Here is a 24,600-nt window from a genome sequence, read left to right as displayed (position 1 = left end):
TTCCTTCATGAAATCCACCCTCGACGCCCTGACCGGCCGGTTGCGCATGAAGCAGCTGCAACTGCTGATCGCGCTGGACGAGCATTCCTCCCTGCACCAGGCCGCCGCGGCGATGGCGATGACCCAGTCGGCGGCCAGCAAGTCGCTGCAGGAGCTGGAAGGCATGCTGGAAGCGCCGCTGTTCGAGCGCTCCAGGCGCGGCATGCGTCCCAATGCCTTCGGCCATTGCGTAATCCGGCACGCACGCCAGCTGGTGGCCGACCTGGGCGCCATGTGCGAGGAGGTAGCGGGCATCCGCGCGGGCAGCGGCGGGCGCGTGGCCATCGGCGTGATCATGGGGGCGGTGCCGGAGGTGCTGGTGCCGGCGCTGGCGCGGCTGCGCCAGGCGCAGCCGGAGCTGGCGCTGGAGATCATCGAGGACACCAGCCTGCGCCTGCTGGGGCTGCTCGACGACGGCCACCTCGACCTGGTGATCGGCCGCTCGCTGGTCAGCGATGAACCGGCCCGCTACCACTACCACCCGCTGGGCGATGAGCAGGTCGCGGTCGTGGTGGGCCATGCGCATCCGGCACCGCGCGCGCGCGCGATGGGGTTTGCCGACCTCGCAGGTTATCGCTGGATCACCTATGCAGGCCATATGCCGATGCACGCGCTGCTGCAGCGCGAGCTGGACCTGGCCGGCATGAGCTTTCCCGCCAATGCGATCTCGACCTCGTCGGCCTTCGTCACGGTGGCCATGCTGCAGGGCGACCCCGGGCTGGTGTCGCTGCTGCCGACCGGCGTGGCGGCGATGTTCGTGCGCCAGAAGATGCTGCGCATCCTGCCCGTGCGGCTGCAGTCGCGGCAGCAGACTTTTGGCATCGTGACGCGGCGCGGCGGCACCTTGTCCGCGGCGGCGCGACAGCTGGTCGCGATCCTGAAGGCATTGCCGCGCACTGCGCAGCAGGCGGCTGCCGAGGTATAACGCCAGGTGATCGCCAGTTCAAAAAACATCAGTAGTGGCGAATCACTGATGCTCCTATAGTCTGCCCATCCGCGCCGCAGAGCCGGACAGCAAAATGACGGAGACAGCAATGAAGACATGGATCGCCGGCGCACTCGCCGGCCTGGCCACGGTGGCGGCAGTAACGGGCAATGCCTGGGCGCAGGACACACGGCCGGTGCGGCTGATGGTGGGTGCAGCGCCCGGCGGCGGCACCGACGTGATGGCGCGCATCGTCTCCGACAAGCTCGCCGCGCAGCTGAAGCAGCCAGTCGTGGTCGACAACCGCCCCGGCGCGTCCAACACCATTGCCGCGGATTTGACCGCCAAGGCGGCGCCGGACGGCAATACGCTGCTGATGGGCGTGGTGACCTCGCAAGCGATCGCGCCGCACCTGCTCAAGCTGCAGTTCGATCCGCTCAAGGACCTGGCGCCGGTGGCGCTGGTGTCGTCGGTGCCCAATGTGCTGGTGGTCAACAACCAGGTGCCGGCACGCGACGTCAAGGCGCTGGTGGCGCAGATCCAGGCCAACCCGGACAAGTTCCGCTACAGCTCGTCCGGGGTCGGCAGCACCCAGCACCTGGCCGGCGCGTCCTTCGCGCGGCAGATCAAGGGCAAGCTGCTGCACGTGCCGTACAAGAGCAGCAGCAGCGCGCTGGTGGACCTGATGGGCGGGCAGGTGGACATGAGCTTCGAGACCATGCCGTCGGTCATCAGCCATATCAAGGCCGGCAAGCTGCGCGCGCTGGCGGTCACCGCGGACCAGCGCTCGGCGCTGCTGCCCAACGTGCCCACGCTGGCTGAAGCGGGCGTGCCCGGCATCCAGATGAGTGCATGGTACGGTGTCTATGCGCCGGCCGGCACGCCGCCCGCGACACTGCAGAAGCTGGGCAGCGCGCTGGCCACGGTGATCAGGGACCCTGACACCGTGCGCCGGCTGGCCGATGTGGGCGCGGTGCCCGGCGCGCTGACCGCGGCGCAGTTCGATGCCTTCTCGCGTGCCGAGTATGTGCGCTATGGCAAGCTGATCGCTGAACTGGGCGTCAAGCTCGACCAATAACAACCCCGGAAGTCCAATGAATTCCCGTCCAAGAATCGCCATGGTGCTGGGCGACCCCGCCGGCATCGGCCCCGAACTGATCGCCAGGCTGCTGGCCGACCCCGCGACCGCCGCGCAGGCCGAGATCCTGCTGATCGCCGACCGCGACGAATGGCGCCACGGCATGCGGATCGCAGGCGTCGAGCTGGCGCTGGCCGAGACCGATGCGCCCGCCTTTGCCGATGATGGCAAGCCGCGCCTGTACCACTGGCAGCTGCCGGAGCGCCCGGCGTATGCGCGCGGCCAAGCCAGTGCCGAGGGCGGGCGCTACAGCCTGGGCACGCTGGCGCTGGCACTGCAGCTGGCGCAAGCGGGCCAGGCCGACGCGATCCTGTTCGGGCCGCTCAACAAGAGCTCGCTGCACGCCGCCGGCATGGCGCACAGCGATGAGCTGCACTGGTTTGCCGAGCAGCTTGGCTGCCACGGCAACTTCTGCGAGTTCAATGTCCTGGACGGGCTGTGGACCTCGCGCGTGACCTCGCACGTGGCGCTCAAGGACGTGCCGGCGATGATCACGCAGGAACGCGTGGGCGGCGCCATCGACCTGATTGACCAGGCCCTGCGCCGCGCCGGCATGGCGCGCCCGCGCATCGCGGTGTGCGGCCTGAACCCGCACAACGGCGACAACGGCGCCTTCGGCCGCGAGGAGATTGACGTGATCGCCCCGGCCGTGGCCGCGGCGCGTGAGCGCGGCGTGGCGGCAGACGGTCCGTTCCCGGCCGACACCATCTTCCTGAAGGTGCAGGGCGGGCCGTCGCAGCGGCAGTTCGATGCTATCGTCACCATGTACCACGACCAGGGCCAGATCGGCATCAAGCTGATGGGCTTCTCGCGCGGCGTGACGGTGCAGGGCGGGCTGCCGGTGCCGATCACCACGCCCGCGCATGGCACCGCGTTCGACATCACGCAGCAGGGCCGCGCCGATCCGGGCGCCACGCTGCAGGCATTCCAGATCGCCTGCCGCATGGGCGCGCAACGGCGCGCCACAGCCTAGCCACCACCTTCACCACACCGAATCCAGCAAGACCGCCCCCGGCGCGGCCGGGGAGCGTTCGCGCCAACGCATCGCCATCAGGAGCTGAACATGAAGATCACCAACGTCCGCGCCCGTGTCTTTGAATGGAAGGGCAAGACCGTGCCGCCGCAGGCGCATTTCTGCACCAACGCCACCGACATCCTGTTCGAGCGCGGCGACGCTATGGGCTCGTTCCGCTTCCACGGCTGGCTGGTGGTTGAAGTGGAAACCGATACCGGCCTGGTCGGCATCGGCAACTGCGCGCTGGCGCCGCGCGTGGCCAAGGAGATCGTCGACCAGTACCTGGCGCCGGTGGTGATCGGCCAGGACCCGTTCGACAACGAGTACCTGTGGCAGAAGATGTACCGCCGCACCCATGCCTGGGGCCGCAAGGGCATCGGCATGGCGGCGATCTCGGCGGTCGATATCGCGCTGTGGGACCTGATGGGCAAGGCGGTTGGGAAGCCCGTGTTCAAGCTGCTGGGCGGGCGCACCAAGGAAAAGATCTGGTGCTACGCCTCCAAGCTCTACAACAATGACGACCGCGACGCGTTTCTGGCAGAAGCGCAGCACTACCTCGACCAGGGCTTCACCGCGATGAAGATGCGCTTCGGCTACGGCCCCAAGGACGGCCCCGCCGGCATGCAGAAGAACATCGAACAGGTGCGCCTGCTGCGCGAGCTGGTCGGCGACGGCGTCGACATCATGCTGGAGTGCTACATGGGCTGGACCCTGGAGTACGCGCGCCGCATGCTGCCGCGCCTGGCCGAGTTCAACCCGCGCTGGCTGGAAGAGCCGGTGATCGCCGACGATATCGAGGGCTATGCCGAGCTGAAGAAGGCGAGCCCGTTCCCGATCTCCGGCGGTGAACATGAATTCACCTCTTACGGCTTCAAGGACCTGCTCGAGCGCCGTGCGGTGGACGTGATCCAGTACGACACCAACCGCGTCGGCGGCATCACCGCGGCGCAGAAGATCAACGCCATGGCGGAGGCCTGGTCGGTGCCGGTGATCCCGCACGCGGGGCAGATGCATAACTACCACCTGACCATGGCCTCGACGGCTTCGCCGATGTCGGAGTACTTCCCCGTGCACGACGTCGAGGTGGGCAATGAGTTGTTCTACTACATCTTCAAGGGCGATCCGGCGCCGGACAACGGCTACCTGCAGCTCGACGACAACCTGCCGGGGCTGGGCCTGGAGCTGAACGAGGAGTACTTCAGCCAGTTCGACATCATCGGCTGACGGGCCAGTTGCCGGGTTCTGCCCGGCCGGGCAGCGCGCCATGTTTCACGACAATGCGCGCTGCCGCTTCAAGGCCGCCTCTTCTTCCACTCATAGTCCGGTGGCGGGTCGGCCGCGCCGGCCCGGCCCACGGCGTTGGGATTCTCCGAGCACAGCGTGACAAAGCTCACCGGCTCGCCCGCGTGCTGGCGCTGGCGCAGCGCCTCGGTAAAGTGCAGGGCCTCACGCATCGCATCGCTTGGGAATGACTGCGCGTGGGGGCTGAGCCCGGTGCCGTCGGCTTCGGACCAGTAGACCATATACATAAGGCTTCCTCTTCGTTGCGGCAGGCAATTTTGCAGGATCCCGCAACCTTCGTTCCCGGCGCCGGGAGTGTTGCATGATGGCGCGGGAGGCAGGCAAGGCACGCCGGTTGCAATCCCTGCATCCACGCTTTGCAAGCCTTGGCATGCGGCGGCACAATGATCGCTTCCCGACACCTTGCCGGCGCTGCGCCGACGCCGACCGCCTGCCGCGCCGCCTATCATGCCCGATCTTGCGCTGATCCCCGCCACGGCTGCCGATGCCGACCGGCTCGCCGCCATGCACGCCGCCAGCTGGCAGCACACCTATCCCGGCATGCTGCCGGCTGCTTACTTGCGGGACCAGGCCTACCCGGAACGGCTGGCCGCCTGGCGCGCCCGCATGCACAACGGCGCAGACGGCCCCGTGGAAGTCACGCTGGCCATGGTCGACGGCGAAGCCGCTGGCTTTGCCTGCCTGCTGCCCGAGGCGGAGCCCCGCTTCGGCATCTATCTCGACAACCTCCACGTGCTGCCGGCTTTCCACGGCCAGGGCCTGGGCAAGCGCTTGCTGGCCCACTGCGCGCAGCGCGTGGCCGCGCACTGGCCCGGGCGGCCGCTGTTCCTCTATGTGCTGGAAGCCAATACGCAGGCGCGCGAGTTCTACCAGCGGCTGGGCGGCGAGGAATCCGAGGCGTTCGAGGATGATTTCCACGGTCCGGACCTGCGGGTCATGGTCCGCCGCGTGACCTGGCCGGACGTGGCGGCGCTGGTCAGGCGCCTGGGCTGACCAGGACGGCGCGTCCGGGTCAGCCGACGGCAAAACACTCCCACAGGAATCCCTTCCCCATGCTGCAAGCCATTGCTCTCGTTGTGCCAAGCAAACCATGCCGGGCATTGGCCGGTGCCGCCATCACCATGGCCGTGCTGGCCGGTTGCGCCAGCGCACCCGACACGCCTTCCGCCGCCAGGGCGGTGGAGGCGGCGGCCACGCCGGCCCAGGCGAAGCCGCACTGGCAGCGCGTGCACCTGGGCACGGGCGCGGGCTATGACTTCCCGGTCTACACCAACCATCCACTAGACCAAGACCTGTCGCGCATCCGCGAGGTGGTGTTCGTGCAGCACGGCCTGCAGCGCAACGGCGATGATTACTACGCCGCCGGTGCTGCACTGCTCAAGGCCAGCGGCCGCAATCCGGACGAGGTGCTGCTGGTCGCGCCCAACTTCCCCGGCACGCCAGACCACGGCAAGGGCTTCGACGGCATGCCGCAATGGTCGGTGCAGGGCTGGATGAGTGGCGAGAACGCGGTCAACGCGCCGTTCACGGTCAGTTCACTGCAGGTCCTCGATGACATGATGGCCTTCGTCACCGACAAGGCGCGCTTGCCGCGGGTGGCCAGGGTGACCGTGGCCGGGCATTCGGGCGGCGCGCAGATCGTGCATCGCTATGCCGTGCTGAACAATGTCGACGAGCGCATCCGCGCGCGCGGCATCGACCTGCGCTATGTGGTGGCCAACCCCTCGTCCTACCTGTACTTCACGGCGGTGCGCCCGGCCGGCGCGGACGGCCGCTCGTTTGCGCCTTACGACAAGGCAGTGTGCCCGGATTACGACAAGTACCGCTATGGCATGCAGGACATCGTGCCCTACGCCAAGGGTGCCAATGGCCAGTCGCTGTACCAGCGCTACGCCGGGCGTCAGGTGACCTACCTGGCCGGCACGGAAGACAACGACCCCAACCACCGCGTACTGGACAAGGCGTGCGGCGCTGAGGCCGAAGGTCCCACCCGCCTGCAGCGCGCCCGCGGCTACCTGCGCTATGAGCGCTACCTGGCCAGCCCCGGGCTGGTGATCCGCCACCAGGCCTATGAAGTGGTGGGCGTGGGGCACGACCAGGCACGCATGTTCGGATCGCAATGCGGTGCCAGGGCGGTGTTCGACATGGCGGAAACGGCCAACCCCGACGGCGCCGCCTGCCGCGCGCCGCAGCTCTGATTCCGTCGGCCAAGAAAAAACCCGCGAATCTCGCGGGTTCAAGTCCCTGCCCGCAGGAACGGGCTCGGAGGAGACAACCACAGGGAAACGGTTACATGCCCGGTCAGCCCAGGCTGAATTTGACAACCTGTTCTTCGACGCCGACAAAGCGCACCAGCTGGCGTAGCCCGCTGGCGTATTCCTTGATATGGTGCCCGTCCGGCGTATCGGGCAGGCGGTAGTAAATGGGCGCCTTGTCGCGCATGGGCGGCAGGATGCCGATCGGGAGTTCGACGGCGTCGGCTTCCCAGGCCACGTCGCGCTCTTCGGCAAGCAGGATTCTTCCGGTCATGGACACACTCCAGGATTGCTGCAAGGTGCGGCCGGGGGCGGGTATGCGCTCGCACTGGATTTTCAATGTATGGAATGTATTGCATCCAACGCAGAAATGCCATTCAGCGTTTTTTAATTCTGTCTGCCAGGAAATTTCCAAAATGACAAATTTAACGAATGTATGGCATCTGCTGGCGACGCCGGTGACGACATCGCTGAGGGTGCTGCGCAAGGCCGGCATTGCGATACCATAGCGCCAGCCCCGCGAAGTGCGGCTACCGGCGCGTCCCGGTTCCGGGTCTGCCGCATCCGCTTCCAACCATTTTCCATCGCCCCCCGACGGGCCACTGCCCAGACGCATGTCGACCCAGCACGCCTTGTTGATTTCCCTGATCGAAAAACCGTCGTCCGGTTATGACCTGGCGCGGCGCTTTGACCGTTCCATCGGCTATTTCTGGCATGCCACGCACCAGCAGATTTATCGCGAGCTGGGGCGGATGGCTGACAGTGGCTGGATTGCCGCGGATGAAACCGAGGCGGCGGAAGGCGAGGCCGGTGGCGGCGACCGCAAGAACCGCAAGAAGGTCTACCGGGTGTTGCCGGCCGGCCGTGAAGAACTGGCACGCTGGGTGCTGACCCCCGGCGCCAGCCTGGATCAGCGCGAGGAAATCTTGGTCAAGCTGCGCGCCGATGCGGTGATCGGGCCGCTTGGCCTCGGTGACGAGATGCGTCGGCTGATCGCGCTGCATCGGGCCCGGCTGGAGACTTACCTGGCCATCGAGCGGCGCGATTTCTCGACGCCGGACATGGACCGCGCGCAACAGCTGCGCTATGCGCTGCTGCAGCGCGGCATCCGCTTCGAGCAGGACTGGGTGGCCTGGGGCGAGGAACTGCTGCCGCTGCTGTAGCCGCGCCCGCTTGGGCGGCGGCTACGGCCTGCCAGGCCAGCTGACCGGCTGCGTCAGGCCAGGTCGACGGCGCGCGTGCCGGCCTGCTTGGCCTCGCCCAAGCCCAGCCGGCGGCGTGCCAGCGCATATTCCTCGGCAAAGCGGCGCACCAGCTCGCCTGCGGGCACCACGCGCTTGATTGCGCCCACGCCCTGGCCGGCGCCCCAGATGTCCTTCCACGCTTTGACGCTGGTGGAGCCGAAATTCATCTTCGACGGATCTGATTCGGGCAGCGCGTTCGGGTCCAGGCCGGCGCGCTCGATGCTGCCGCGCAGGTAGTTGCCGTGCACGCCGGTGAACAGGTTGGAGTAGACGATGTCGTTGGCGGTGCTGTCGACGATCATCTGCTTGTAGCCGTCCTGTGCGTTGGCTTCCTGCGTGGCGATAAAGGCCGAGCCGATATAGGCCAGGTCGGCGCCGGCGGCCTGCGCGGCCAGGATGGCGTCGCCGCTGGAGATCGAGCCCGACAGCAGCAGCGGGCCGTCGAACCATTCGCGGATCTCGTGCAGCAGCGCGAACGGCGACAGCGTGCCGGCATGGCCGCCGGCCCCGGCGGCAACCGCCACCAGTCCGTCCGCACCCTTCTCGATGGCCTTGCGTGCGAAGGTGTTGTTGATCACGTCGTGCAGCACGATGCCGCCGTACGAGTGCACTGCGTCGTTGACTTCCTTGCGCGCGCCCAGCGAGGTGATCACGATCGGCACCTTGTAGCGCACGCACAGCTCCAGGTCATGTTCAAGCCGGTCGTTGGACTTGTGCACGATCTGGTTGACGGCGAAAGGTGCCGACGGGCGGTCCGGGTGCCTGGCGTCGTGTTCGGCCAGCTCGGTGGTGATGCGGTCCAGCCATTCTTCCAGCTTGGGTGCCGGGCGCGCATTCAGCGCGGGGAACGAGCCCACCACGCCGGCCTTGCACTGGGCGATGACCAGGTCGGGGTTGGAGATGATGAACAGCGGCGAGCAGACCACCGGCAGCGACAGCCGGTTCTGGAGTTGGGCGGGAAGGGCCATGGGTGAAGTCTCCTGGGTATTCCGGTAAGGCGAAAAAGCGGTGCTGCGAAACAGGGTTGCGTCAGGCCGCGCCGGTCAGCACGTCCTTCTGGCTGGCCAGGCGCGCGCCCATGGCGGCGGCCAGCGCCTCCAGGCCCGAGCGCGGGCGCACCATGACTTCGAACTCGGCAATGCGGCCGGCGTCGTCGAAGCGGATCATGTCGATGCCCTTGAGCGCCTTGCCGTCCACGGCCGCGCTGAATTCCAGCACCACGCTGTGGCCGTCCTCGCTGACAAAGCTGCGGTGGTAGCGGAAGTCCTGGAACACCTGGTTCACCGTGGTCAGCACCAGCCCAATCGCGGCGCGGCCGGGATAGGGGGTGTGCGCGACCGGCGAGCGGAACACCACCTCATCGGCCACGATGGCGTCGAGCCCGGCCATCGAACCGTTGGCCAGCATCTGGTGCCAGGCTTCAAGTGAGGCCTGTGCGGCGGGAATCAGGTTGGTGGTGGTCACTTCGGTCTCCTTGGCTGGCGTCAGTGCGCGGCGTCTTGTTGCAGGGGTTTTATGCAACCAGTTGCATAGTGGATGGAAAGGTAGCATGCGCCGGGGCACCGTGCAAGCGATGCGGGGGCCAATGGTGCCGGCGCCCCGCCGCGCAGTGACGGGTTGTCTACAATAGGCGGGATCCCAACCCCGCACGCCGGCCCCCGGCAGGAGAGTCAGTGACCACTAAGCCCTCCGCTGCCCATCCTGAACAGGCGGCCTTGTTCGATGCCGACCTGGCCGCCTGGCGCGACCATCCGGAGCGCGCGTTCGACGGCTGGCTGGCACGGCATGGCTTCCGGCACGGCACCAGCGTGGTGTACCGCGCCATGTGGGGCAAGCTGCTGCGCTGGTCGGCCGAGCGCGGGCTGCCGCCGCTGAGCTGGTCGGCGGAGCAGATCGGTGAGTTCCTGGACGCGCAGCAGCTGCACAAATCGCACCGCTATCGCTATACGCGGCTGATCGAACGGGTGTTCCATCACCTGGCGCGGCTGCGCGAGGGCATGCACAACCCGGCCAGCCAGGCGGTGCGCGCCCATCTCGCCGACGGCGAGAACGATCCCACCGCGTTCCTGCTGCCGGGCGAGCGCGACCTGCTGGTGGCGCGGATACTTGGCCCGGCCGGCATGCCGGCCGGCGACACGCGCACCGCGGCATCGCCCACCCAATGGAAGCGCGCCCGCGATGTGGCCCTGCTGGCGGTGCTGCTCGGCGGCGGCCTGAAGGTAGGCGAAGCGCGGGCGCTGCGGGTCGATGCCATCGAAGCCGGCGCCCCCGGCCGGATGGCGCTGCGCATGGTCCGCGCGGACAACGGCCGAGCCTATACCGTGCCGCTGTTCAGCCTGGCCCATGCGCCGCTACGGGCCTGGCTGGCATTGCGCGAAGCCTCCGGCACGCTTGGCGGCCTGGTGTTTCCCGCCATGCCGGCGGGCCGGCCGATGCATGCCGCCTCGGTCTACCGGCGCGTGGAGATCCTGCTGGACGAGGCCGGCGTGCTGGCCGGGCGCAGCGAACGCGCGTCGCCGCAGACGCTGCGCAATACCTGCGCCGCCATGCATTTCGAGGCCGGCACGGCGCCGGCCGAGGTGGCGCAATGCCTGGGCATGCGCGACCCGGAGTCCGGCTGGCGGCTGCGCGCCGCCTATGAGGCCTGGCAGGCGCGGGCGGGGCTGGTGGCGGAAGTGCCGGGAAGCCGGGTCTAGCCCCGCGCGCCGGGCCGGCTGCCCTGGGCGCATCGGCAGATCGTGGATAATAAGCAGCTTCGCCGGCCTACGCGGCGGAAAGAGGTGCTTGCGCCACGTTTTTTTGAATCCGCCAGGCCAAGGCCCGGCCCTGAATCGAATTCCGACACCGATTTTCCATGCCTGAAACCTTGCTCCTGACCGGTGCCACCGGCTATATCGCCTCGCATACCTGGGTTGCACTGCTCAATGCCGGCTACCACGTGATCGGCCTGGATAATCTTTGCAACAGCAGCCCGGTGGTGCTGGAGCGGCTCGCCACCATTACCGGCAAGACCCCGCATTTTGTGCAGGGCGACGTGCGCGACCGCGCATTGCTGGACCGGCTCTTTACCGAACACCGCATCAGCGGGGTGATTCATTTTGCCGCACTCAAGGCAGTGGGCGAATCGGTGAGCCAGCCGCTGGAGTATTACAGCAACAACCTGGTTGGGCTGCTGACGGTATGCGCGGCAATGGGCGCGGCCGGGGTGAAACAGCTGGTGTTCAGTTCTTCGGCCACGGTTTATGGCAATCCCCATGCGGTGCCGATCCTGGAGGATTTCCCGCTGTCGGCCACCAACCCGTATGGCCAGACCAAGCTGATGGGCGAGCAAATCCTGCGCGACCTGGAAACATCGGATCCGGACTGGCGCATTGCCTACCTGCGTTATTTCAATCCGGTCGGCGCGCATGAAAGCGGGCTGATTGGCGAGGATCCGCGCGGTATCCCGAACAACCTGATGCCGTATGTGGCGCAGGTGGCCGGCGGGCGCCGTGAAAAGCTGATGGTATTCGGCGGTGACTACCCGACGCCGGACGGCACCGGCGTGCGCGACTATATCCACGTCTGCGACCTGGCGGACGGCCACCTGGCGGCGCTGGGTTACCTGCGCGCGCAGGGCAAGAGCATGACCGTGAACCTGGGAACGGGCCGCGGCTACAGCGTGCTGGAAGTGGTGCAGGCCTACCAGCGTGCCAGCGGCAAGCCGGTGCCGCATGAGATCGTCGCGCGGCGCCCGGGCGACATCGCCTCGTGCTACGCCGATCCCGCGCTGGCCAACCAGCTGCTGGGCTGGCGCGCGCGCCATGACATCGACCGCATGTGCCAGGACTCATGGCGCTGGCAGTCGATGAATCCGCAGGGGTTTGACGCCTGACGCCCCGGGCAGGTGGCGCCGCAGTGTTGTGCAGGCGCCGCGGAAGACCAGAAAACAAAAACGCCACGGAATTCATCCGTGGCGTTTTACCATCTGCCGGATCGCGGGTTTCAGCGGATCAGGAAGTCTTCAACTGCCTTGCCCTGGGCCAGGGCCTGGGTCAGCCAGCCCGGGCGCTTGCCGCGGCCCGTCCAGGTATTGCCGGCGCTGTCGCGATAGCGTACCGGCACCTTGCGGTTGACCGCCTTCTTGCCGGCCGGCACCTTTGCGCCAAAACCCAGGTCTTCCGCGGTCAGGCCATATTGCTCGATTTTCTCGCGAATATCCGCGATCACCGTGGCTTGTTCGCGTGCCTTGATTTCCTCGGCCTGCTTCTGCAGTTCACTGATTTTCTGAACGATTTCCTGATACGTCGCCATTGGGTCCTCGGTTTCCGGTGGAGTGGAATGCGGTGGGTGTGTGCGGGGGTGAAAATGCTGAAAACAATTATAACGGGGTCGCCGCCCGCTGCAAATCCTGCCGGACTAATCGGATGCTGTTTTTGCGAAAATTCTTGGCGCCGATAATTGTGTGAACTTTCGGTGTCGTGGTCTGTCACCGGCATTTCCGTCGTCGTCGGTGTTGCCCGGCTGCAGTTCCGGCCGCAGTTCCGGGTTCAGGCCCGCAAATGGTGCGGCCGTACGCAAACCGGCCCGGCGGCAGCCAGCCGCCGCCAAAATCAAATCGCCATAATCGGCCGCGGCAAGCCACGTGGCGTATATCCGACAGGCCGGTTATCGCCGATTAATTGCGCCCGCCACCGGCGCGGCGGCTCAAGTAACAGGAGGTCGCGCCGTTATCCGGGCAGGGCGGATCATCTGGGCGTCGATCCTGCCGGAACGGGGTTGGGGGTGTGCCCCGCGGGTTGACACAGTCTTCTTTCATCATGTCCTTCCACAACAATATCCAGATCAAGACCCTGCTACGGGGCGCCATGGGAATGCTGTCGCTGCTGCTGTTGCTGGTCGGCGGTGCCGGCCTGCACGGTATTTCACAAAGCAATGATGCCCTCAGGGAGACTTATGCCCATCAGCTCGGCTCCACCGTCGCGCTCAGCGAGGCGATGCAGGCCACCACGCGCATGCGCCTGGCACTGGACCGCAACGTGATGCAGGGCGAGCAGGACGATCCCAAGGTTCACGTCGACCGCTCCAAAGTGTTCGTGGAGGCATCGGAGGCTGCCTGGAAGCGCTATATGAGCCTGCCGCAGAATCCTGAGGAAAAGGCGCTCGCCACGGAACTGGGCAAGCAGCGCCAGGCGTTCATGGAGCAGGGCGTGTTGCCGCTGCAGGCGGCTTCGCTCGCGGGCAACCAGGAAGAGGCCCTGCGGCTGGCGAAGAAGGTGCTGCCTGACCTGCAGCGCAGCATGTCGAGCGTGCACGAGAAGCTGCAGAAGTTCCAGATGACTGCCGGGCAGGCCAACTTCGATGCTGCGCAGGCCAGCTTTGCGCGTATCCGCATGCTGTCGGTCGTGCTGATCGTGCTGGGCCTGGCGGTCGCCGTGCTGTGCACGGTCACGCTGAACCGCGCCATCGTCGCGCCGGTGGCAGAGGCGCTGGCTGTGTTCGAGCGCATCGCCCGCGGCGACCTGACCTCGCGCATCGCCAGCGTCTCGAAGAACGAGATCGGCCGCATGATGCAGGCGCTGGCCGCGATGCAGGCCAGCCTGTCGGGCATCGTTGCCGAAGTGCGCACCGGCGCCGATTCGATGGCATCGGCCACGCAGCAGATTTCCACCGGCAACCTGGACCTGTCGCAGCGCACCGAGGAACAGGCCTCGTCGCTGGAGCAGACCGCCGCCAGCATGGAAGAACTGACCACGGTGGTGCGGCAGAATGCCGACAACGCGCGCCAGGCCGGCGTGCTGGCCAATGAGGCCTCGCAGATCGCGCTCAAGGGCGGCGAGGTGGTGGGCCGCGTGGTCGACACCATGAACGAGATCAACGGCGCCTCGCGCAAGGTGGTCGAGATCATCAGCGTGATCGAGGGCATTGCCTTCCAGACCAATATCCTGGCGCTCAATGCAGCGGTGGAAGCCGCGCGTGCCGGCGAGCAGGGCCGCGGCTTCGCGGTGGTGGCGGGCGAGGTGCGCAGCCTGGCGCAGCGCTCGGCCTCGGCCGCCAAGGAGATCGAGGCGCTGATCGGCGAGTCGGGCCAGCGCGTGGAGAGCGGTACCCGGTTGGTGGCAGAAGCCGGCCAGACCATGGGCGAGATCGTCCAGGCCGTGCGCCGCGTGACTGACATCATGAACGAGATCGGCGCCGCGTCGCAGGAACAGACCAGCGGCATCGAGCAGGTCAACCAGGCGGTGACCCAGATGGACGAGGTGACGCAGCAGAATGCCGCGCTGGTGGAAGAGGCCGCCGCCGCAGCCGGTGCGCTGGAAGAACAGGCGCAGAAGCTCAAGAACGTGGTCTCGGTGTTCAACCTTGGCACGGGTACGAGAGTAGGGGCAGGCACGGCCGCGACGGCTGTCGCTGGCAGCACCGCACGCACCATGTCGGTGCGGCCGGCGGCAGCCGCGGCGCATTCGGCAACCGCGGCGCCGCGTGCCGTTGCTGCCCGCCCGGCCGCGGCGCTTCCGGCAAGCCGTCCGGCGGCGAGGCCCGTGCTGGCCGTTGCCGGGGCCGATGATGACTGGAGCGCGTTCTAAACCACTGTCCCCACCATTGCCCTGTTCACACGGCGACCGCAAGATGCCATGATGCGGGGTTTGCCCCGCGTCCTGACCTTCTTCGCGCATTCTCTTCATCATCGCGCAGCCCAATGATTGCCCTGAGTTCCATCCTGTTGCTGCTGGCTGCCCTGCTGGGCGTGGCCGCCGCCCTCGGCGTTCGCGCCGGGCGTGCGGACCAGTCAGCCGGTGGCCGCTCGCTGCGCATGCTGACCTGGTCGGCGGCACTGTTATCGCAGCTGAGCGTAAGCCTGCCCGTACTGGTGGTGATGCTGTCGGGCAGCGTGCCGGCGGCCAACGACACGGCACAGATGGCGGCCAGCTTCGCCGCCGCAGCAGCAGCCACCGCGGCTGCCAAGCTGCTGGTGCAGTGGCTGCGCCAGGGCACGCGGCTGTGGCGCGGTGCGGCGCTCATGGCGGTCGTCGCTGGCGCCGGGCTGGTGGCCGCGGCCGGCACCCACCTGGGCCGCGCCTGTGGCGCGGGCTCGGTCTCGGCGCGCGCCTGCATCGATGCAGCCGGCCTGCCGCACCCCGCCTGGCTGGCGGGCGGGCTGACCGCGCTGTGCGCGCTGATGTTCGCCGTCCACCGCGCGCAGTCGCGTGGCTTGCTGGCTGCGCACCACGAAGCCGGCCTGGCCGATGAGCTGGTGGACGAGGCGCACGGCCTGCCGCGCGGGCACGAGCCCCGCCTGGCGCGGCGCGGCGCGCGCATTCCCGGCCGCCCCGGCCGTCTTACCGTGCGTGCCGCAGCGCGCGGGCAGGGCACGGTGGGCGAGTACAGCGTGGCAACGACGATGCCCGACCGCGTCGCCTTCGGCCGCTGGCTGGACCAGACGATCGCGCAGGCGCGGCTGGCCGAGAGCGGCTGCGCCGTGTTGCTGATCCATATTGCCGATTACCGCGAAGTCGACGAGGTCTTCGAGATCCGCGCCGACGATATCCTGGCCCAGGACGCCGGCGCGCTGGCGCAGGCCGTGCTGGAGCCGCATGACTTCCTGGCCCGGCTGGCGCGCGACGAGTTTGCCGTGGGCGTGCCGGAGCTGGTCCATCATGGCCGCGCGCAGGAACTGGGTTCGCGCATGCTCGGCTCGCTGGCCGAGTTCATCGCCGCGCGCGGCTTGCAGATGCAGATCGGCGTGAACATCGGCATTGCCATCTACCCGCGCGATGCGCAGACCTCGGAGGCGCTGATGCAGGCCGCGCGCGTCAGCCTGGCCGAGGCCCGCCAGAGCGGCTCGAACCAGGTGCGCCTGTTCAACAGCGCCGCCGGCGAACGCGCGCGCCGCACCCGCGTGATCCGGCGCGACCTGTGGCTGGCGATCCAGGACGACGCACTGTCGCTGCAGTTCCAGCCCAAGTACGATGCGCGCCGGCGCACGCTGGTGGGGGCCGAAGCGCTATGCCGCTGGCGCCATCCCGCGCTGGGCCAGGTGAGCCCGGCCGAGTTCATCACCGTGGCCGAGCAGTCGGGCCAGATCGACAAGCTCGACGACTGGGTCCTGACCAGCGTCTGCCGCCAGGTGCGCCAGTGGCGGGACGCCGGCGTGCCCACCGTGCCGGTGGCGATCAATGTCTCGGGGCTGCGCTTTGCCAGCCGCAATTTCCCGCAATACCTGCTCGAGCAGATCCACCAGCACGACATCCCGCCCTCGGCGATCACGCTGGAGATCACCGAGACCGCGGCGATGAAGGACATCGGCAAGTCGCTGGAAACGCTGGCCGAGCTGCAGTCGCTCGGCATCCAGGTGGCGCTGGACGATTTTGGCAGTGGCTATTCCAGCCTGGGCTATCTCAAGCGCCTGCGTGTGGGCACGCTCAAGATCGACCGCACCCTGATCGGCGGGCTCGACACCGATGCGCAGGGCCGTGCCATCGTCGGCTCGATGGTGGCGCTGGCGCACGAACTGCGCATGAAGGTGGTGGCCGAGGGCGTTGAATCGGCATCGCAGCTGGAAATCCTCAATGAGATGGGGTGCGACGAGGTGCAGGGTTACCTGCTGTCGCTGCCGCTGGATGCTGCCGGTTTTGCCGATGCCTTGCGCGAGCAGGGCGGCGCCTGACGGCTAAAGTTTGTCCGTGACGCGGCCGATAACCGGTCTGGCAGGCTGCCAGCGTTTGCGGCGCAGCCCTGCGCCGGCCCGTCCGTCGCCGGCTGCGCTGCCCGTGCTGTCCATCCTGGCGGATCAACCGAGTCCTGCAAACCGGAGGCGCCCATGTCATCGCCCAGCATCCTCGTCGTCGACGATTCCCCTTCGCTCCGTCGCATGATCGGCGCCTGCCTGCGCGCAGGAGGGTTTGACGTGACCGAGGCGGCCGACGGCGACCAGGCACATGCGCTCGCGGCCGGCGCCAGCTTCGGCATGCTGGTCACGGACCAGGTCATGCCCGGCATGGATGGCCTCACGCTGATCCGCAGTCTGCGCGCCACCGAGCGCTATGCGTGCATTCCCATCCTGATGCTGACCACCGAGCAGGACGGCAGCATCCGCGAACAGGCCCGCGCCGCCGGCGCCTCGGGTTTCCTGCCCAAGCCCTTCGATCCTGACCAGCTGATGCGGGCCGTGACGGCGCTGCTGTCCACCGCGCACCCTACCTCGGAAGGGTAAGGAAAGCCGGGCGTCGCCCTTCAGTCCCCCGGATTGCTGCCGTAAACACTGGTGGGCGAAGTCATGCCCCGGTGCCAGCCAGCGGCCTTGGCCGCAGCAGCGCCAGCAAACCAGCATGAGCCAATTTTGGGGGGCTAGACGATGAAGCACATCGACAAGGCAGACGGCGCGGGCGAAGAGTTCCTGGCCTTTACGCTGGGCCGGGAAGAATACGGCGTCGACATCCTGAAGGTCCAGGAGATCCGCGGCTACGAGTCGGTCACCCAGCTTGCCAACGCACCGGACTACATCAAGGGCGTGATCAACCTGCGCGGCATCATCGTGCCGATCATCGACCTGCGCATCAAGTTCCGCCAGCAGAACGTCAGCTACGACCAGTACACGGTCGTCATCATCGTAGACCTCAACGACCGCACCACCGGCATCGTGGTCGATGGCGTGTCCGACGTGCTGACCCTTGCAGCCGAGCAGATCAAGCCCACGCCGCATTTCTCCGGCGAACTGGCGACCGACTACATCCGCGGGCTGGGCTCGGTCGAGCAGCGCATGCTGATCCTGGTCGACATCGAGAAGCTGCTCAACACCGAAGAACTCGCCGCGCTCGAAGCGGTGGCGTGATCCCGCGGCAGCGCCAACGTTGTCCGGCCGGCGCCCCGCCTGCCGGACCGAACCCGCCCGGGGTGCAGCAACTTGCCGCGCCCGGGCCTGCAGTACTGTCATAGATGCGAAACAACCAACCCGTTACGCAGCGCGAATACAAGCTCTCCCCATCGGACTACCTGATCTCGCGCACGGACCTCAAGGGCCGGATCACCTTTGCCAACCGCACCTTTATCGAGGCAAGCGGCTTTGCGGCCGAGGAGCTGCTCGGTGCGGCGCACAACCTGGTGCGCCATCCCGACATGCCGCCGGAAGCGTTTGCCGACCTGTGGCAGGACCTGCAGGCCGGCCGCACCTGGATGGGCGTGGTCAAGAACCGCCGCAAGAACGGCGACTTCTACTGGGTCAACGCGACCGTGACGCCCACGCGTGTCGATGGCCGCGTGGTCGGCTACACCTCGGTGCGCTCGATGGCGACGCGCGAGCAGGTGGAAGCCGCCGGCGCTGCCTATGCACGATTCCGGACCGGCCGCGCGGACGGGCTGGCGATCCGCCACGGCGCCGTGGTCCGCACCGGGCTGCGCGGCCTGGTGCAGGGCCTGCTGCGCCTGAACCTGAAGCGCCGCATCCTGTGGGCGCAGGCCGGCGGGATGGTGTGGTTCCTGGCCGCACTGGTTGCGGTGGAAGCCCTGGGCGGCGCAAGCGTGGCCGCGGTGCGCCCGTGGCTGTGGGGCGGCTTTGCGCTGGCGCTGGCATCGTCGTTCGCGGCAGGCACCATGCTGCTGGCGCGCGTGCACCGTCCGGTGCGCCACATGCTGGACTTTGCGCTGCGCATGGGCGCGGGTGACCTGACCACGCGCTTCGAGCACCGCAGCGCCGACGAGATCGGCGCGCTGGCGCAGGCCATGCAGACCATGCAGCGCAGCCTGCAGTCGGTGGTGCACGAGATCCAGGAAGGCATGGCCAGCATCTCCACGGCAACGCGCCAGGTGGCCGCGGGCAACAACGACCTGTCCCAACGCACCGAGCAGCAGGCGGCAGCGCTGGAGCAGACGGCGTCGAGCATGGAAGAGCTGACCAGCACGGTGCGCCAGAACGCGGACAACGCGCGCCAGGCCAGCGGGCTGGCGGCGAACGCGTCGGAGACAGCGCTGCGCGGCGGCGAAGTGGTGGGCCGGGTGGTGCAGACCATGGACGAGATCAACGATGCCTCGAAGAAGATCGTCGACATCATCGGCGTGATCGAAGGCATCGCCTTCCAGACCAACATCCTGGCGCTGAACGCGGCGGTGGAAGCGGCGCGCGCCGGCGAGCAGGGCCGCGGCTTCGCGGTGGTGGCGGGCGAGGTGCGCAGCCTGGCGCAGCGCAGCGCCAACGCGGCCAAGGAGATCAAGGGGCTGATCGGCGATACGGTGGAGCGCGTGGACAACGGCTCGGCGCTGGTGGGCCAGGCGGGCAAGACCATGGAAGAGATCGTGCAGGCGGTCAAGCGCGTGACCGACATCATGGGCGAGATCAGCGCGGCGTCGGCCGAGCAGAGCGCGGGCATCGAGCAGGTCAACCAGGCCGTGGCGCAGATGGACGAGGGCACGCAGCAGAACGCGGCGCTGGTGGAAGAAGCCGCCGCCGCCGCCGGCTCGCTCGAAGAGCAGGCCATGCGCCTGCGCGACGCCATCGCCACGTTCCGCGTCAGCATGCAGGCCGAGGTGCGTCCGCAGCGCCTGCCGGCCCATGCGCGTGCCGATGCGGCCCAGTCACTGGCACAGGCCTAGTCCGAATCAAAGACGAGGCAGGCGCGGAGCACCGGCCTGCATGCGTACAAAACGGGTGCGGCACGCCGCGCCCGAGGCTTCAGTTACAAGGGGGAGTTGCTATGCATTGGTTCAATCAATTGCGCGTCACGACCAGGCTGGTTGCCGGATTCCTGGTCGTTGCCGTGATCGGCGCCGTGATGGGGCTGCTGGGTGTGGTCAACATGGGGCGCATGGCCGACTGGACCGGCAAGATCTACAACGGCGACCTGCAGGCGCTGAAGGCCGTGCAGGACGCCAATATCAACCTGGTCTATGCCAGCCGCGCGCAGATCGGGCTGCTGTCGGCATCGACCATGGGCGAGCGGGCGGCCGAGAAGGAGCAGATCGTGAAGTCGCTCGGCGCCATGGACGAGCGCATCCGCCAGGTCGCTGGCGCTTTCGAGAAGGCCGAGGGCAAGGCACTGGTCAAGCAGTACCAGGAGCTGTCGCCGGCGTTCCGCGCGCGCATGGAGAAGTACGTCGAACTGATCAGCAAGCAGCCGCTGGATACCTCGCAGTTTGAAAGCCAGGTGTTCTCCGAGAGCGCCGAGCTGCTCAAGGACAGCCATGCGCTGGAAGCGGTGATGTTCCAGATGGTCAAGCGCCGCGACGACCGCGCCCGCAACAACATGGAAGAAGCGCGCAGCGTTTACGACGCGACGCGCCTGTGGATGCTGGGCCTGGTGCTGGGCGGCGTGGCGTTGTCGGTGCTGCTGGGCGTGCTGCTGGCGCGGGCGCTGTCGCGCCAGCTGGGCGGCGAGCCGGGCTATGCCGCCGCGATTGCCGCGCGCATTGCCGAAGGCGACTTCTCCGCACCGGTGGCCACGCGCGCAGGCGACAAGGGCAGCCTGGTCTATGCGATGCAGCAGATGCAGCAGCAGCTGTCGCGCATGGTGCGCGATTTCAAGGTGTCGGCCGAATCCATCGGCAGCGCCTCGCGTGAAATCGCCGCGGGCAACAACGACTTGTCGCAACGCACCGAGCAGCAGGCGGCAGCCCTGGAGCAGACGGCGTCGAGCATGGAAGAGCTGACCAGCACGGTGCGCCAGAACGCGGACAACGCGCGCCAGGCCAGCGGGCTGGCGGCGAACGCGTCGGAGACAGCGCTGCGCGGCGGCGAAGTGGTGGGCCGGGTGGTGCAGACCATGGACGAGATCAACGATGCCTCGAAGAAGATCGTCGACATCATCGGCGTGATCGAAGGCATCGCCTTCCAGACCAACATCCTGGCGCTGAACGCGGCGGTGGAAGCGGCGCGCGCCGGCGAGCAGGGCCGCGGCTTCGCGGTGGTGGCGGGCGAGGTGCGCAGCCTGGCGCAGCGCAGCGCCAACGCGGCCAAGGAGATCAAGGGGCTGATCGGCGATACGGTGGAGCGCGTGGACAACGGCTCGGCGCTGGTGGGCCAGGCGGGCAAGACCATGGAAGAGATCGTGCAGGCGGTCAAGCGCGTGACCGACATCATGGGCGAGATCAGCGCGGCGTCGGCCGAGCAGAGCGCGGGCATCGAGCAGGTCAACCAGGCCGTGGCACAGATGGACGAGGGCACGCAGCAGAACGCGGCGCTGGTGGAAGAAGCCGCCGCCGCCGCAGGCGCGCTGGAAGAGCAGGCCAGCCGGCTGCAGGGGGCCGTGGCGACGTTCCGCCTGGCGGCCGAGGATGCCCGCGCGGATTCGTTCGTGGCCCACTCGCTGCCTGCGGCGACGGCAGTGCCGGCCAAGGTGTCTCGTGCCGCCGGCGCGGTGCGCGCCATCGCTGCCGGCAAGCGGGTCGCCAAGGCCCTGCCCGCCAGCACGAAGGCCGCAGCCGAGGCGGCAGATGCCGTCGCCACGCAGCCGGCGCGGCTGGTCGCAGGCAGAGCCTCGCGGCCCGCGCTGGCAGCCGCCGACAACGGCGACTGGAGCGCGTTCTGATCCCCACTGGCAACGGGCCGCGCGGCGTCCCGGATGGCAAGGCTATGACGACCGAGATCAACCTGGCTCTGCCGCATGACGATGCGGCCCGTCTGCGCAAGGAATTCGAGCAGTTCGTCGGGGTCTCGAGCGGCCTGGACCGCGAGTTCCTGCCGCCCGATTTCCAGGAATTCCTGCGCGCGCGGCTGCTGCAGCATGACGGCCCGCTCACCGAGCGCGCGGTCTCGCGGCTGCTGTCCGGCGGTGAATACGGCTGGGCCCGCCGCGTGTTCGACAAGCAGTTGCCCAATGCGCTGGCGGCGCTGATGCGCGATGCCCGGCGCTTTGGCTTCGGGCTGGCGGTGCAGCCGGAGTGGACGCCGGACCAGCGCCTGGCGCATGCGCGCGAATGGGCGGCGCAGGTGCTGTCGGAATGCGGCGCCGATGCTGCCTTCACCGAGGCGCTCGCCACGCAGGTGGCGGCTTCCGCGGAAGACGTGCGGGTGCTGGAAGAGCGCATGCGCACGCCCGCATGGCGCCTGGCCGAAAGCCTGCGCCAGCGCGCCTATGACCTGATGTACGCGCTGCAGACCGAAGACAGCGAAGCCGCTGGCCGCGCACGTGTGGGCGAGCTGCGCGGCATGCTGGGCCTCGCCCTGGAGTACGGCTCGGTGCGGCCGGAAGAAGCCTCGCGCGTGCTGGAGCAGGTGGAGCGCATGCGCCCGGCGCTGTTCCGCGAAGCGCCCGACGATGTGTTCGACCGGTTGGCGGCATGGCTGCGGCGCATGTTCGGGCACTGAGGGCGCGGTCGGAATCCGGCCCCGCTGCCTCCGGCCATGAATTTCGTACAGGGATGACGGACAGTGTCTGCGTGCTGAACGCCACATGCGGCACTCGTCAATAGAGGAATCCAGCAGGCTACCGAAGGCGCTGGTCGCGCGTTTGCAGAAATGACGCTTGCAGAACTGGTTTGCGCCAGATCAAGTGTCAGGGATGTGAACTGTTACAAAATGTGCGCGCCCATGTATGTTCCATGCGACATTTGGTTCCCCCCCGCGTAAGTAGGGATTGGCATTGCGGGTCGATTGCCGATATAAACGTAACAGTCTCACTTACACTCTGTAACACTTGTAACGGAGTTGATTACAGTTTGACACGGGCGTAGTTCCTTAGTCGTACGTTGTACCCGCCCAGCCGCATACAAACGATCTGGTCGCCGGGCCCGCAAGGGCATCGGTAAGCGCCGGACAAGCGGCCACGGTGGGTTTTTGGTAGCGGGGATAAATTGGAAAGCAGTGAAGTTCTCCAGGAGATCAGGGAGGTTAACCTCGCCTATCTGCTGCTCGCGCAACGCCTGGTGCGCGAAAACCAGGTCGAAGCCATGTTCCGGCTCGGGGTCAGCAAGGAAATTGCGGATATTCTTGCCAAGCTGACTTCCGCGCAACTCGTCAAGCTGGCGGCATCCAACATGGTGCTGTGCAGGTTCCGCTTCGACGACCATGCGCTTCTGTCCACTCTCACCCACACGGCCAAGAGTCATGACATGCAGCAGATCCACGCCGCGATCCTGCTTGCACGCCAGCCTGTGGAGTCGCTCAATTGACCGCGCTCCTGCAGGCCGAGCCGACCCGGAGTTACACGGCCACCTCCGTTCCCAGCCGCAAGAGCGTGCTCCAGGATGCGAACCAGACCCAGCTTGCGATCGAGCTGATCGGCCTGGGTGCGCGCCTGCAGGTGCTTGAAGCCGAGACCACGCTGTCGCGTGACCGGCTCATCCGCCTGTACAAGGAGCTGCGCGGCGTCTCGCCCCCCAAGGGCATGCTTCCCTTCTCGACGGACTGGTTCACCACCTGGCTGCCGAATATCCACTCGTCGCTGTTCTTCTCTGCCTACCAGTTCATGGTGCAGGAGGGCGAGACCGTGGGCATTCGCGCGGTGGTGGCTGCCTACCGCCTGTACCTTGAGCATGTTTCGCTGCTCGGCGGCGAAATTGTCTTAAGTTTCACGCGTGCCTGGACGTTAGTACGGTTCTTCGAGAGCAACATGCTGCAGCTGTCCCGGTGCACGTGTTGCGGCGGGCAGTTTGTCACGCACGCGTATGAGCCGCACGCGAATTTTGTGTGCAGCCTGTGCCGTCCGCCGTCACGCGCAGGGAAAGTGAAGAAGCTCTCGAAAGACGCCGCCGCCGTGCAGACCAACGCCTGATCCTGGTCAAGGTCCGCCGGCTGGCAAGCTTGCAGCGCTGGCGGACGGACCACTCTCCGTTCGCCCGTGCCCGGGCAATTGTGCGTGACTGACGCGCGTATTTAGACGGGGATCCGATCGTGCTAGTAGTTCTTGGCTATGTCGTCGTGGTTGTGGCGGTGCTTGGCGGTTACGCCATGACCGGCGGCCACATGGGCGCGCTATATCAACCGGCGGAATTTGTGATCATCGGGGGCGCCGCCTTCGGCGCCTTCATCGCCACCAATACAGCAAAGGCCATCAAGGCCACCATCAAGGCCCTGCCGGGCCTGTTCAAGAGTTCCAAGTACAAGAAAGAGCTGTACCTGGACGTCATGTCGCTGCTGTACGTGCTGCTGTCCAAGGCACGGCGCGAAGGCATCCTGTTCCTGGAAAAGGAAATCGCGGACCCCGCCGCCAGCAGCGTCTTCAGCCAGTACCCGCGCATCCTGTCGGATCCGGTGGTGATGGAATTCCTCACCGACTACCTGCGCATGATGGTCAACGGCAACATGAACGCCTTCGAGATCGAGGCCCTGATGGACCACGAGATCGAGACCTTCCGCCACGAGGCCGAGATCCCCGCCCATGCGCTGTCGCGCGTCGGCGACGCGCTGCCCGCCTTCGGCATCGTTGCCGCGGTGATGGGCGTGGTGCACGCGCTGGGTTCGGCCGACCTGCCGCCGGCCGAGCTGGGTGCGCTGATCGCGCACGCCATGGTCGGCACCTTCCTCGGCATCCTGCTGGCCTATGGCTTTGTCTCGCCGCTGGCCGCGCGCATCGAGCTGCAGGTATCCGAGAACGTCAAGGTCTACGAATGCATCAAGGTGGTGCTGCTGGCCTCGCTCAACGGTTACGCGCCGCTGGTGGCGGTGGAATTCGGCCGCAAGGTGCTGTATTCCACGGTGCGGCCGTCGTTCCTTGAGCTCGACGACCACGTGCGTGAAGTCAAGAGCCTGAATTAAGGCGCGCAAGCAGCAAGGG

The 24,600-nt window shown here is 67.3% G+C and carries 25 protein-coding genes; 20 read left to right on the top strand and 5 right to left on the bottom strand.

What is annotated here, in order from left to right; all coding sequences use genetic code 11:
* Window positions 1-7: 7 nt before the first annotated feature.
* The 4 genes from AC1Q6V_RS08640 (at window position 8) to AC1Q6V_RS08625 (ending at window position 4,341) form a co-directional block, all read left to right on the top strand.
* Window positions 8-964 (top strand): LysR substrate-binding domain-containing protein, encoded by a 957-nt coding sequence (locus tag AC1Q6V_RS08640; protein ID WP_010809846.1) that lies wholly within the window; start codon window positions 8-10, stop codon window positions 962-964.
* 109 nt (window positions 965-1,073) lie between these two features.
* On the top strand, window positions 1,074-2,042 hold the full coding sequence (locus AC1Q6V_RS08635; protein WP_010809847.1) for a Bug family tripartite tricarboxylate transporter substrate binding protein: 969 nt from the start codon (window positions 1,074-1,076) through the stop codon (window positions 2,040-2,042).
* Between the two features lie 16 nt (window positions 2,043-2,058).
* The gene (locus AC1Q6V_RS08630; protein WP_037024331.1) at window positions 2,059-3,075 is read left to right on the top strand and encodes a 4-hydroxythreonine-4-phosphate dehydrogenase PdxA; all 1,017 of its coding nucleotides are present in this window, start codon (window positions 2,059-2,061) and stop codon (window positions 3,073-3,075) included.
* 90 nt (window positions 3,076-3,165) lie between these two features.
* The gene (locus tag AC1Q6V_RS08625; protein WP_010809849.1) at window positions 3,166-4,341 is read left to right on the top strand and encodes an L-rhamnonate dehydratase; all 1,176 of its coding nucleotides are present in this window, start codon (window positions 3,166-3,168) and stop codon (window positions 4,339-4,341) included.
* A 68-nt stretch (window positions 4,342-4,409) separates the two neighbouring features.
* Here the strand turns inward: AC1Q6V_RS08625 and AC1Q6V_RS08620 are convergent, their stop codons facing one another.
* Window positions 4,410-4,646, bottom strand: a complete 237-nt coding sequence (locus tag AC1Q6V_RS08620) for a hypothetical protein (protein WP_010809850.1) — start codon at window positions 4,644-4,646, stop codon at window positions 4,410-4,412.
* 220 nt (window positions 4,647-4,866) lie between these two features.
* Between AC1Q6V_RS08620 and AC1Q6V_RS08615 the strand changes: the two genes are divergently transcribed.
* Both AC1Q6V_RS08615 and AC1Q6V_RS08610 read left to right on the top strand, forming a co-directional pair.
* The gene (locus AC1Q6V_RS08615) at window positions 4,867-5,412 is read left to right on the top strand and encodes a GNAT family N-acetyltransferase (RefSeq protein WP_011616422.1); all 546 of its coding nucleotides are present in this window, start codon (window positions 4,867-4,869) and stop codon (window positions 5,410-5,412) included.
* 59 nt (window positions 5,413-5,471) lie between these two features.
* Window positions 5,472-6,617, top strand: coding sequence for a hypothetical protein (locus AC1Q6V_RS08610; RefSeq protein ID WP_454750016.1), 1,146 nt, complete (start codon window positions 5,472-5,474; stop codon window positions 6,615-6,617).
* A 103-nt stretch (window positions 6,618-6,720) separates the two neighbouring features.
* On the opposite strand, the gene AC1Q6V_RS08605 is transcribed toward AC1Q6V_RS08610, so the two are convergent.
* Window positions 6,721-6,948 (bottom strand): hypothetical protein, encoded by a 228-nt coding sequence (locus tag AC1Q6V_RS08605; RefSeq protein WP_010809853.1) that lies wholly within the window; start codon window positions 6,946-6,948, stop codon window positions 6,721-6,723.
* Here AC1Q6V_RS08605 and AC1Q6V_RS08600 point away from each other — a divergent pair.
* Both AC1Q6V_RS08600 and AC1Q6V_RS08595 read left to right on the top strand, forming a co-directional pair.
* On the top strand, window positions 6,947-7,183 hold the full coding sequence (locus AC1Q6V_RS08600; protein ID WP_144062247.1) for a hypothetical protein: 237 nt from the start codon (window positions 6,947-6,949) through the stop codon (window positions 7,181-7,183). The two genes, AC1Q6V_RS08605 and AC1Q6V_RS08600, sit on opposite strands and share 2 nt — an antisense overlap.
* A gap of 105 nt (window positions 7,184-7,288) precedes the next feature.
* Entirely contained in the window at window positions 7,289-7,837 is a 549-nt protein-coding gene (locus AC1Q6V_RS08595) for a PadR family transcriptional regulator (RefSeq protein WP_010809854.1), read from the top strand.
* A 53-nt stretch (window positions 7,838-7,890) separates the two neighbouring features.
* On the opposite strand, the gene AC1Q6V_RS08590 is transcribed toward AC1Q6V_RS08595, so the two are convergent.
* A complete protein-coding gene (locus tag AC1Q6V_RS08590; RefSeq protein WP_011616424.1) occupies window positions 7,891-8,886 on the bottom strand; it encodes an NAD(P)H-dependent flavin oxidoreductase in 996 nt (331 codons plus the stop codon).
* A gap of 61 nt (window positions 8,887-8,947) precedes the next feature.
* A complete protein-coding gene (locus AC1Q6V_RS08585; RefSeq protein ID WP_010809856.1) occupies window positions 8,948-9,382 on the bottom strand; it encodes a nuclear transport factor 2 family protein in 435 nt (144 codons plus the stop codon).
* Between the two features lie 209 nt (window positions 9,383-9,591).
* Between AC1Q6V_RS08585 and AC1Q6V_RS08580 the strand changes: the two genes are divergently transcribed.
* Both AC1Q6V_RS08580 and galE read left to right on the top strand, forming a co-directional pair.
* Complete coding sequence (locus tag AC1Q6V_RS08580) at window positions 9,592-10,614, top strand: tyrosine-type recombinase/integrase (RefSeq protein ID WP_011616425.1); 1,023 nt, start codon at window positions 9,592-9,594, stop codon at window positions 10,612-10,614.
* A gap of 158 nt (window positions 10,615-10,772) precedes the next feature.
* Window positions 10,773-11,792 carry a UDP-glucose 4-epimerase GalE gene (galE, locus tag AC1Q6V_RS08575; RefSeq protein ID WP_439672321.1) on the top strand — a complete coding sequence of 340 codons (1,020 nt, stop codon included), beginning with the start codon at window positions 10,773-10,775 and terminating at the stop codon, window positions 11,790-11,792.
* Between the two features lie 110 nt (window positions 11,793-11,902).
* On the opposite strand, the gene AC1Q6V_RS08570 is transcribed toward galE, so the two are convergent.
* Entirely contained in the window at window positions 11,903-12,211 is a 309-nt protein-coding gene (locus tag AC1Q6V_RS08570; RefSeq protein ID WP_010809859.1) for an H-NS histone family protein, read from the bottom strand.
* A gap of 506 nt (window positions 12,212-12,717) precedes the next feature.
* Here AC1Q6V_RS08570 and AC1Q6V_RS08565 point away from each other — a divergent pair.
* The 10 genes from AC1Q6V_RS08565 (at window position 12,718) to motA (ending at window position 24,581) form a co-directional block, all read left to right on the top strand.
* Window positions 12,718-14,484 carry a methyl-accepting chemotaxis protein gene (locus AC1Q6V_RS08565; RefSeq protein WP_492316302.1) on the top strand — a complete coding sequence of 589 codons (1,767 nt, stop codon included), beginning with the start codon at window positions 12,718-12,720 and terminating at the stop codon, window positions 14,482-14,484.
* Between the two features lie 113 nt (window positions 14,485-14,597).
* Entirely contained in the window at window positions 14,598-16,565 is a 1,968-nt protein-coding gene (locus AC1Q6V_RS08560) for a putative bifunctional diguanylate cyclase/phosphodiesterase (protein WP_010809861.1), read from the top strand.
* Between the two features lie 153 nt (window positions 16,566-16,718).
* Window positions 16,719-17,111, top strand: coding sequence for a response regulator (locus tag AC1Q6V_RS08555; protein ID WP_010809862.1), 393 nt, complete (start codon window positions 16,719-16,721; stop codon window positions 17,109-17,111).
* A gap of 141 nt (window positions 17,112-17,252) precedes the next feature.
* A complete protein-coding gene (locus AC1Q6V_RS08550) occupies window positions 17,253-17,729 on the top strand; it encodes a chemotaxis protein CheW (protein ID WP_010809863.1) in 477 nt (158 codons plus the stop codon).
* A gap of 104 nt (window positions 17,730-17,833) precedes the next feature.
* Window positions 17,834-19,483 carry a methyl-accepting chemotaxis protein gene (locus AC1Q6V_RS08545; RefSeq protein ID WP_492316303.1) on the top strand — a complete coding sequence of 550 codons (1,650 nt, stop codon included), beginning with the start codon at window positions 17,834-17,836 and terminating at the stop codon, window positions 19,481-19,483.
* 101 nt (window positions 19,484-19,584) lie between these two features.
* Window positions 19,585-21,414: a methyl-accepting chemotaxis protein gene (locus AC1Q6V_RS08540; RefSeq protein WP_010812715.1), complete on the top strand. Its 1,830-nt coding sequence runs from the start codon at window positions 19,585-19,587 to the stop codon at window positions 21,412-21,414.
* A gap of 44 nt (window positions 21,415-21,458) precedes the next feature.
* Window positions 21,459-22,193, top strand: coding sequence for a DUF4088 domain-containing protein (locus tag AC1Q6V_RS08535; RefSeq protein WP_454751377.1), 735 nt, complete (start codon window positions 21,459-21,461; stop codon window positions 22,191-22,193).
* A gap of 485 nt (window positions 22,194-22,678) precedes the next feature.
* A complete protein-coding gene (flhD, locus tag AC1Q6V_RS08530; RefSeq protein ID WP_010812713.1) occupies window positions 22,679-22,996 on the top strand; it encodes a flagellar transcriptional regulator FlhD in 318 nt (105 codons plus the stop codon).
* Window positions 22,993-23,598 carry a flagellar transcriptional regulator FlhC gene (flhC, locus tag AC1Q6V_RS08525; RefSeq protein ID WP_011616430.1) on the top strand — a complete coding sequence of 202 codons (606 nt, stop codon included), beginning with the start codon at window positions 22,993-22,995 and terminating at the stop codon, window positions 23,596-23,598. Before flhD ends, flhC begins: the two co-directional genes overlap by 4 nt.
* 119 nt (window positions 23,599-23,717) lie before the next feature.
* Window positions 23,718-24,581 (top strand): flagellar motor stator protein MotA, encoded by an 864-nt coding sequence (motA, locus tag AC1Q6V_RS08520; RefSeq protein ID WP_010812711.1) that lies wholly within the window; start codon window positions 23,718-23,720, stop codon window positions 24,579-24,581.
* Window positions 24,582-24,600: the final 19 nt, after the last annotated feature.

This window comes from Cupriavidus sp. GW823-FHT07B10, assembly GCF_058794355.1.
The sequence above is the reverse complement of the archived record's forward strand: the minus strand, read 5'-3'. Positions and strand labels throughout refer to the sequence as shown.

What these genes read in the sequence shown, in the direction of transcription:
- AC1Q6V_RS08615 (WP_011616422.1), top strand. Translation starts at nt 4,867, where the DNA reads ATGCCCGATCTTGCGCTGATCCCCGCCACGGCTGCCGATGCCGACCGG.
- AC1Q6V_RS08625 (WP_010809849.1), top strand. Translation starts at nt 3,166, where the DNA reads ATGAAGATCACCAACGTCCGCGCCCGTGTCTTTGAATGGAAGGGCAAG.
- AC1Q6V_RS08590 (WP_011616424.1), bottom strand. Translation starts at nt 8,886, where the DNA reads ATGGCCCTTCCCGCCCAACTCCAGAACCGGCTGTCGCTGCCGGTGGTC.
- AC1Q6V_RS08635 (WP_010809847.1), top strand. Translation starts at nt 1,074, where the DNA reads ATGAAGACATGGATCGCCGGCGCACTCGCCGGCCTGGCCACGGTGGCG.
- AC1Q6V_RS08600 (WP_144062247.1), top strand. Translation starts at nt 6,947, where the DNA reads ATGGACACACTCCAGGATTGCTGCAAGGTGCGGCCGGGGGCGGGTATG.
- AC1Q6V_RS08550 (WP_010809863.1), top strand. Translation starts at nt 17,253, where the DNA reads ATGAAGCACATCGACAAGGCAGACGGCGCGGGCGAAGAGTTCCTGGCC.
- AC1Q6V_RS08570 (WP_010809859.1), bottom strand. Translation starts at nt 12,211, where the DNA reads ATGGCGACGTATCAGGAAATCGTTCAGAAAATCAGTGAACTGCAGAAG.
- AC1Q6V_RS08620 (WP_010809850.1), bottom strand. Translation starts at nt 4,646, where the DNA reads ATGTATATGGTCTACTGGTCCGAAGCCGACGGCACCGGGCTCAGCCCC.
- AC1Q6V_RS08565 (WP_492316302.1), top strand. Translation starts at nt 12,718, where the DNA reads ATGTCCTTCCACAACAATATCCAGATCAAGACCCTGCTACGGGGCGCC.
- AC1Q6V_RS08640 (WP_010809846.1), top strand. Translation starts at nt 8, where the DNA reads ATGAAATCCACCCTCGACGCCCTGACCGGCCGGTTGCGCATGAAGCAG.
- AC1Q6V_RS08560 (WP_010809861.1), top strand. Translation starts at nt 14,598, where the DNA reads ATGATTGCCCTGAGTTCCATCCTGTTGCTGCTGGCTGCCCTGCTGGGC.
- AC1Q6V_RS08610 (WP_454750016.1), top strand. Translation starts at nt 5,472, where the DNA reads ATGCTGCAAGCCATTGCTCTCGTTGTGCCAAGCAAACCATGCCGGGCA.
- AC1Q6V_RS08595 (WP_010809854.1), top strand. Translation starts at nt 7,289, where the DNA reads ATGTCGACCCAGCACGCCTTGTTGATTTCCCTGATCGAAAAACCGTCG.
- AC1Q6V_RS08540 (WP_010812715.1), top strand. Translation starts at nt 19,585, where the DNA reads ATGCATTGGTTCAATCAATTGCGCGTCACGACCAGGCTGGTTGCCGGA.
- AC1Q6V_RS08535 (WP_454751377.1), top strand. Translation starts at nt 21,459, where the DNA reads ATGACGACCGAGATCAACCTGGCTCTGCCGCATGACGATGCGGCCCGT.
- AC1Q6V_RS08545 (WP_492316303.1), top strand. Translation starts at nt 17,834, where the DNA reads ATGCGAAACAACCAACCCGTTACGCAGCGCGAATACAAGCTCTCCCCA.
- galE (WP_439672321.1), top strand. Translation starts at nt 10,773, where the DNA reads ATGCCTGAAACCTTGCTCCTGACCGGTGCCACCGGCTATATCGCCTCG.
- AC1Q6V_RS08630 (WP_037024331.1), top strand. Translation starts at nt 2,059, where the DNA reads ATGAATTCCCGTCCAAGAATCGCCATGGTGCTGGGCGACCCCGCCGGC.
- AC1Q6V_RS08605 (WP_010809853.1), bottom strand. Translation starts at nt 6,948, where the DNA reads ATGACCGGAAGAATCCTGCTTGCCGAAGAGCGCGACGTGGCCTGGGAA.
- AC1Q6V_RS08555 (WP_010809862.1), top strand. Translation starts at nt 16,719, where the DNA reads ATGTCATCGCCCAGCATCCTCGTCGTCGACGATTCCCCTTCGCTCCGT.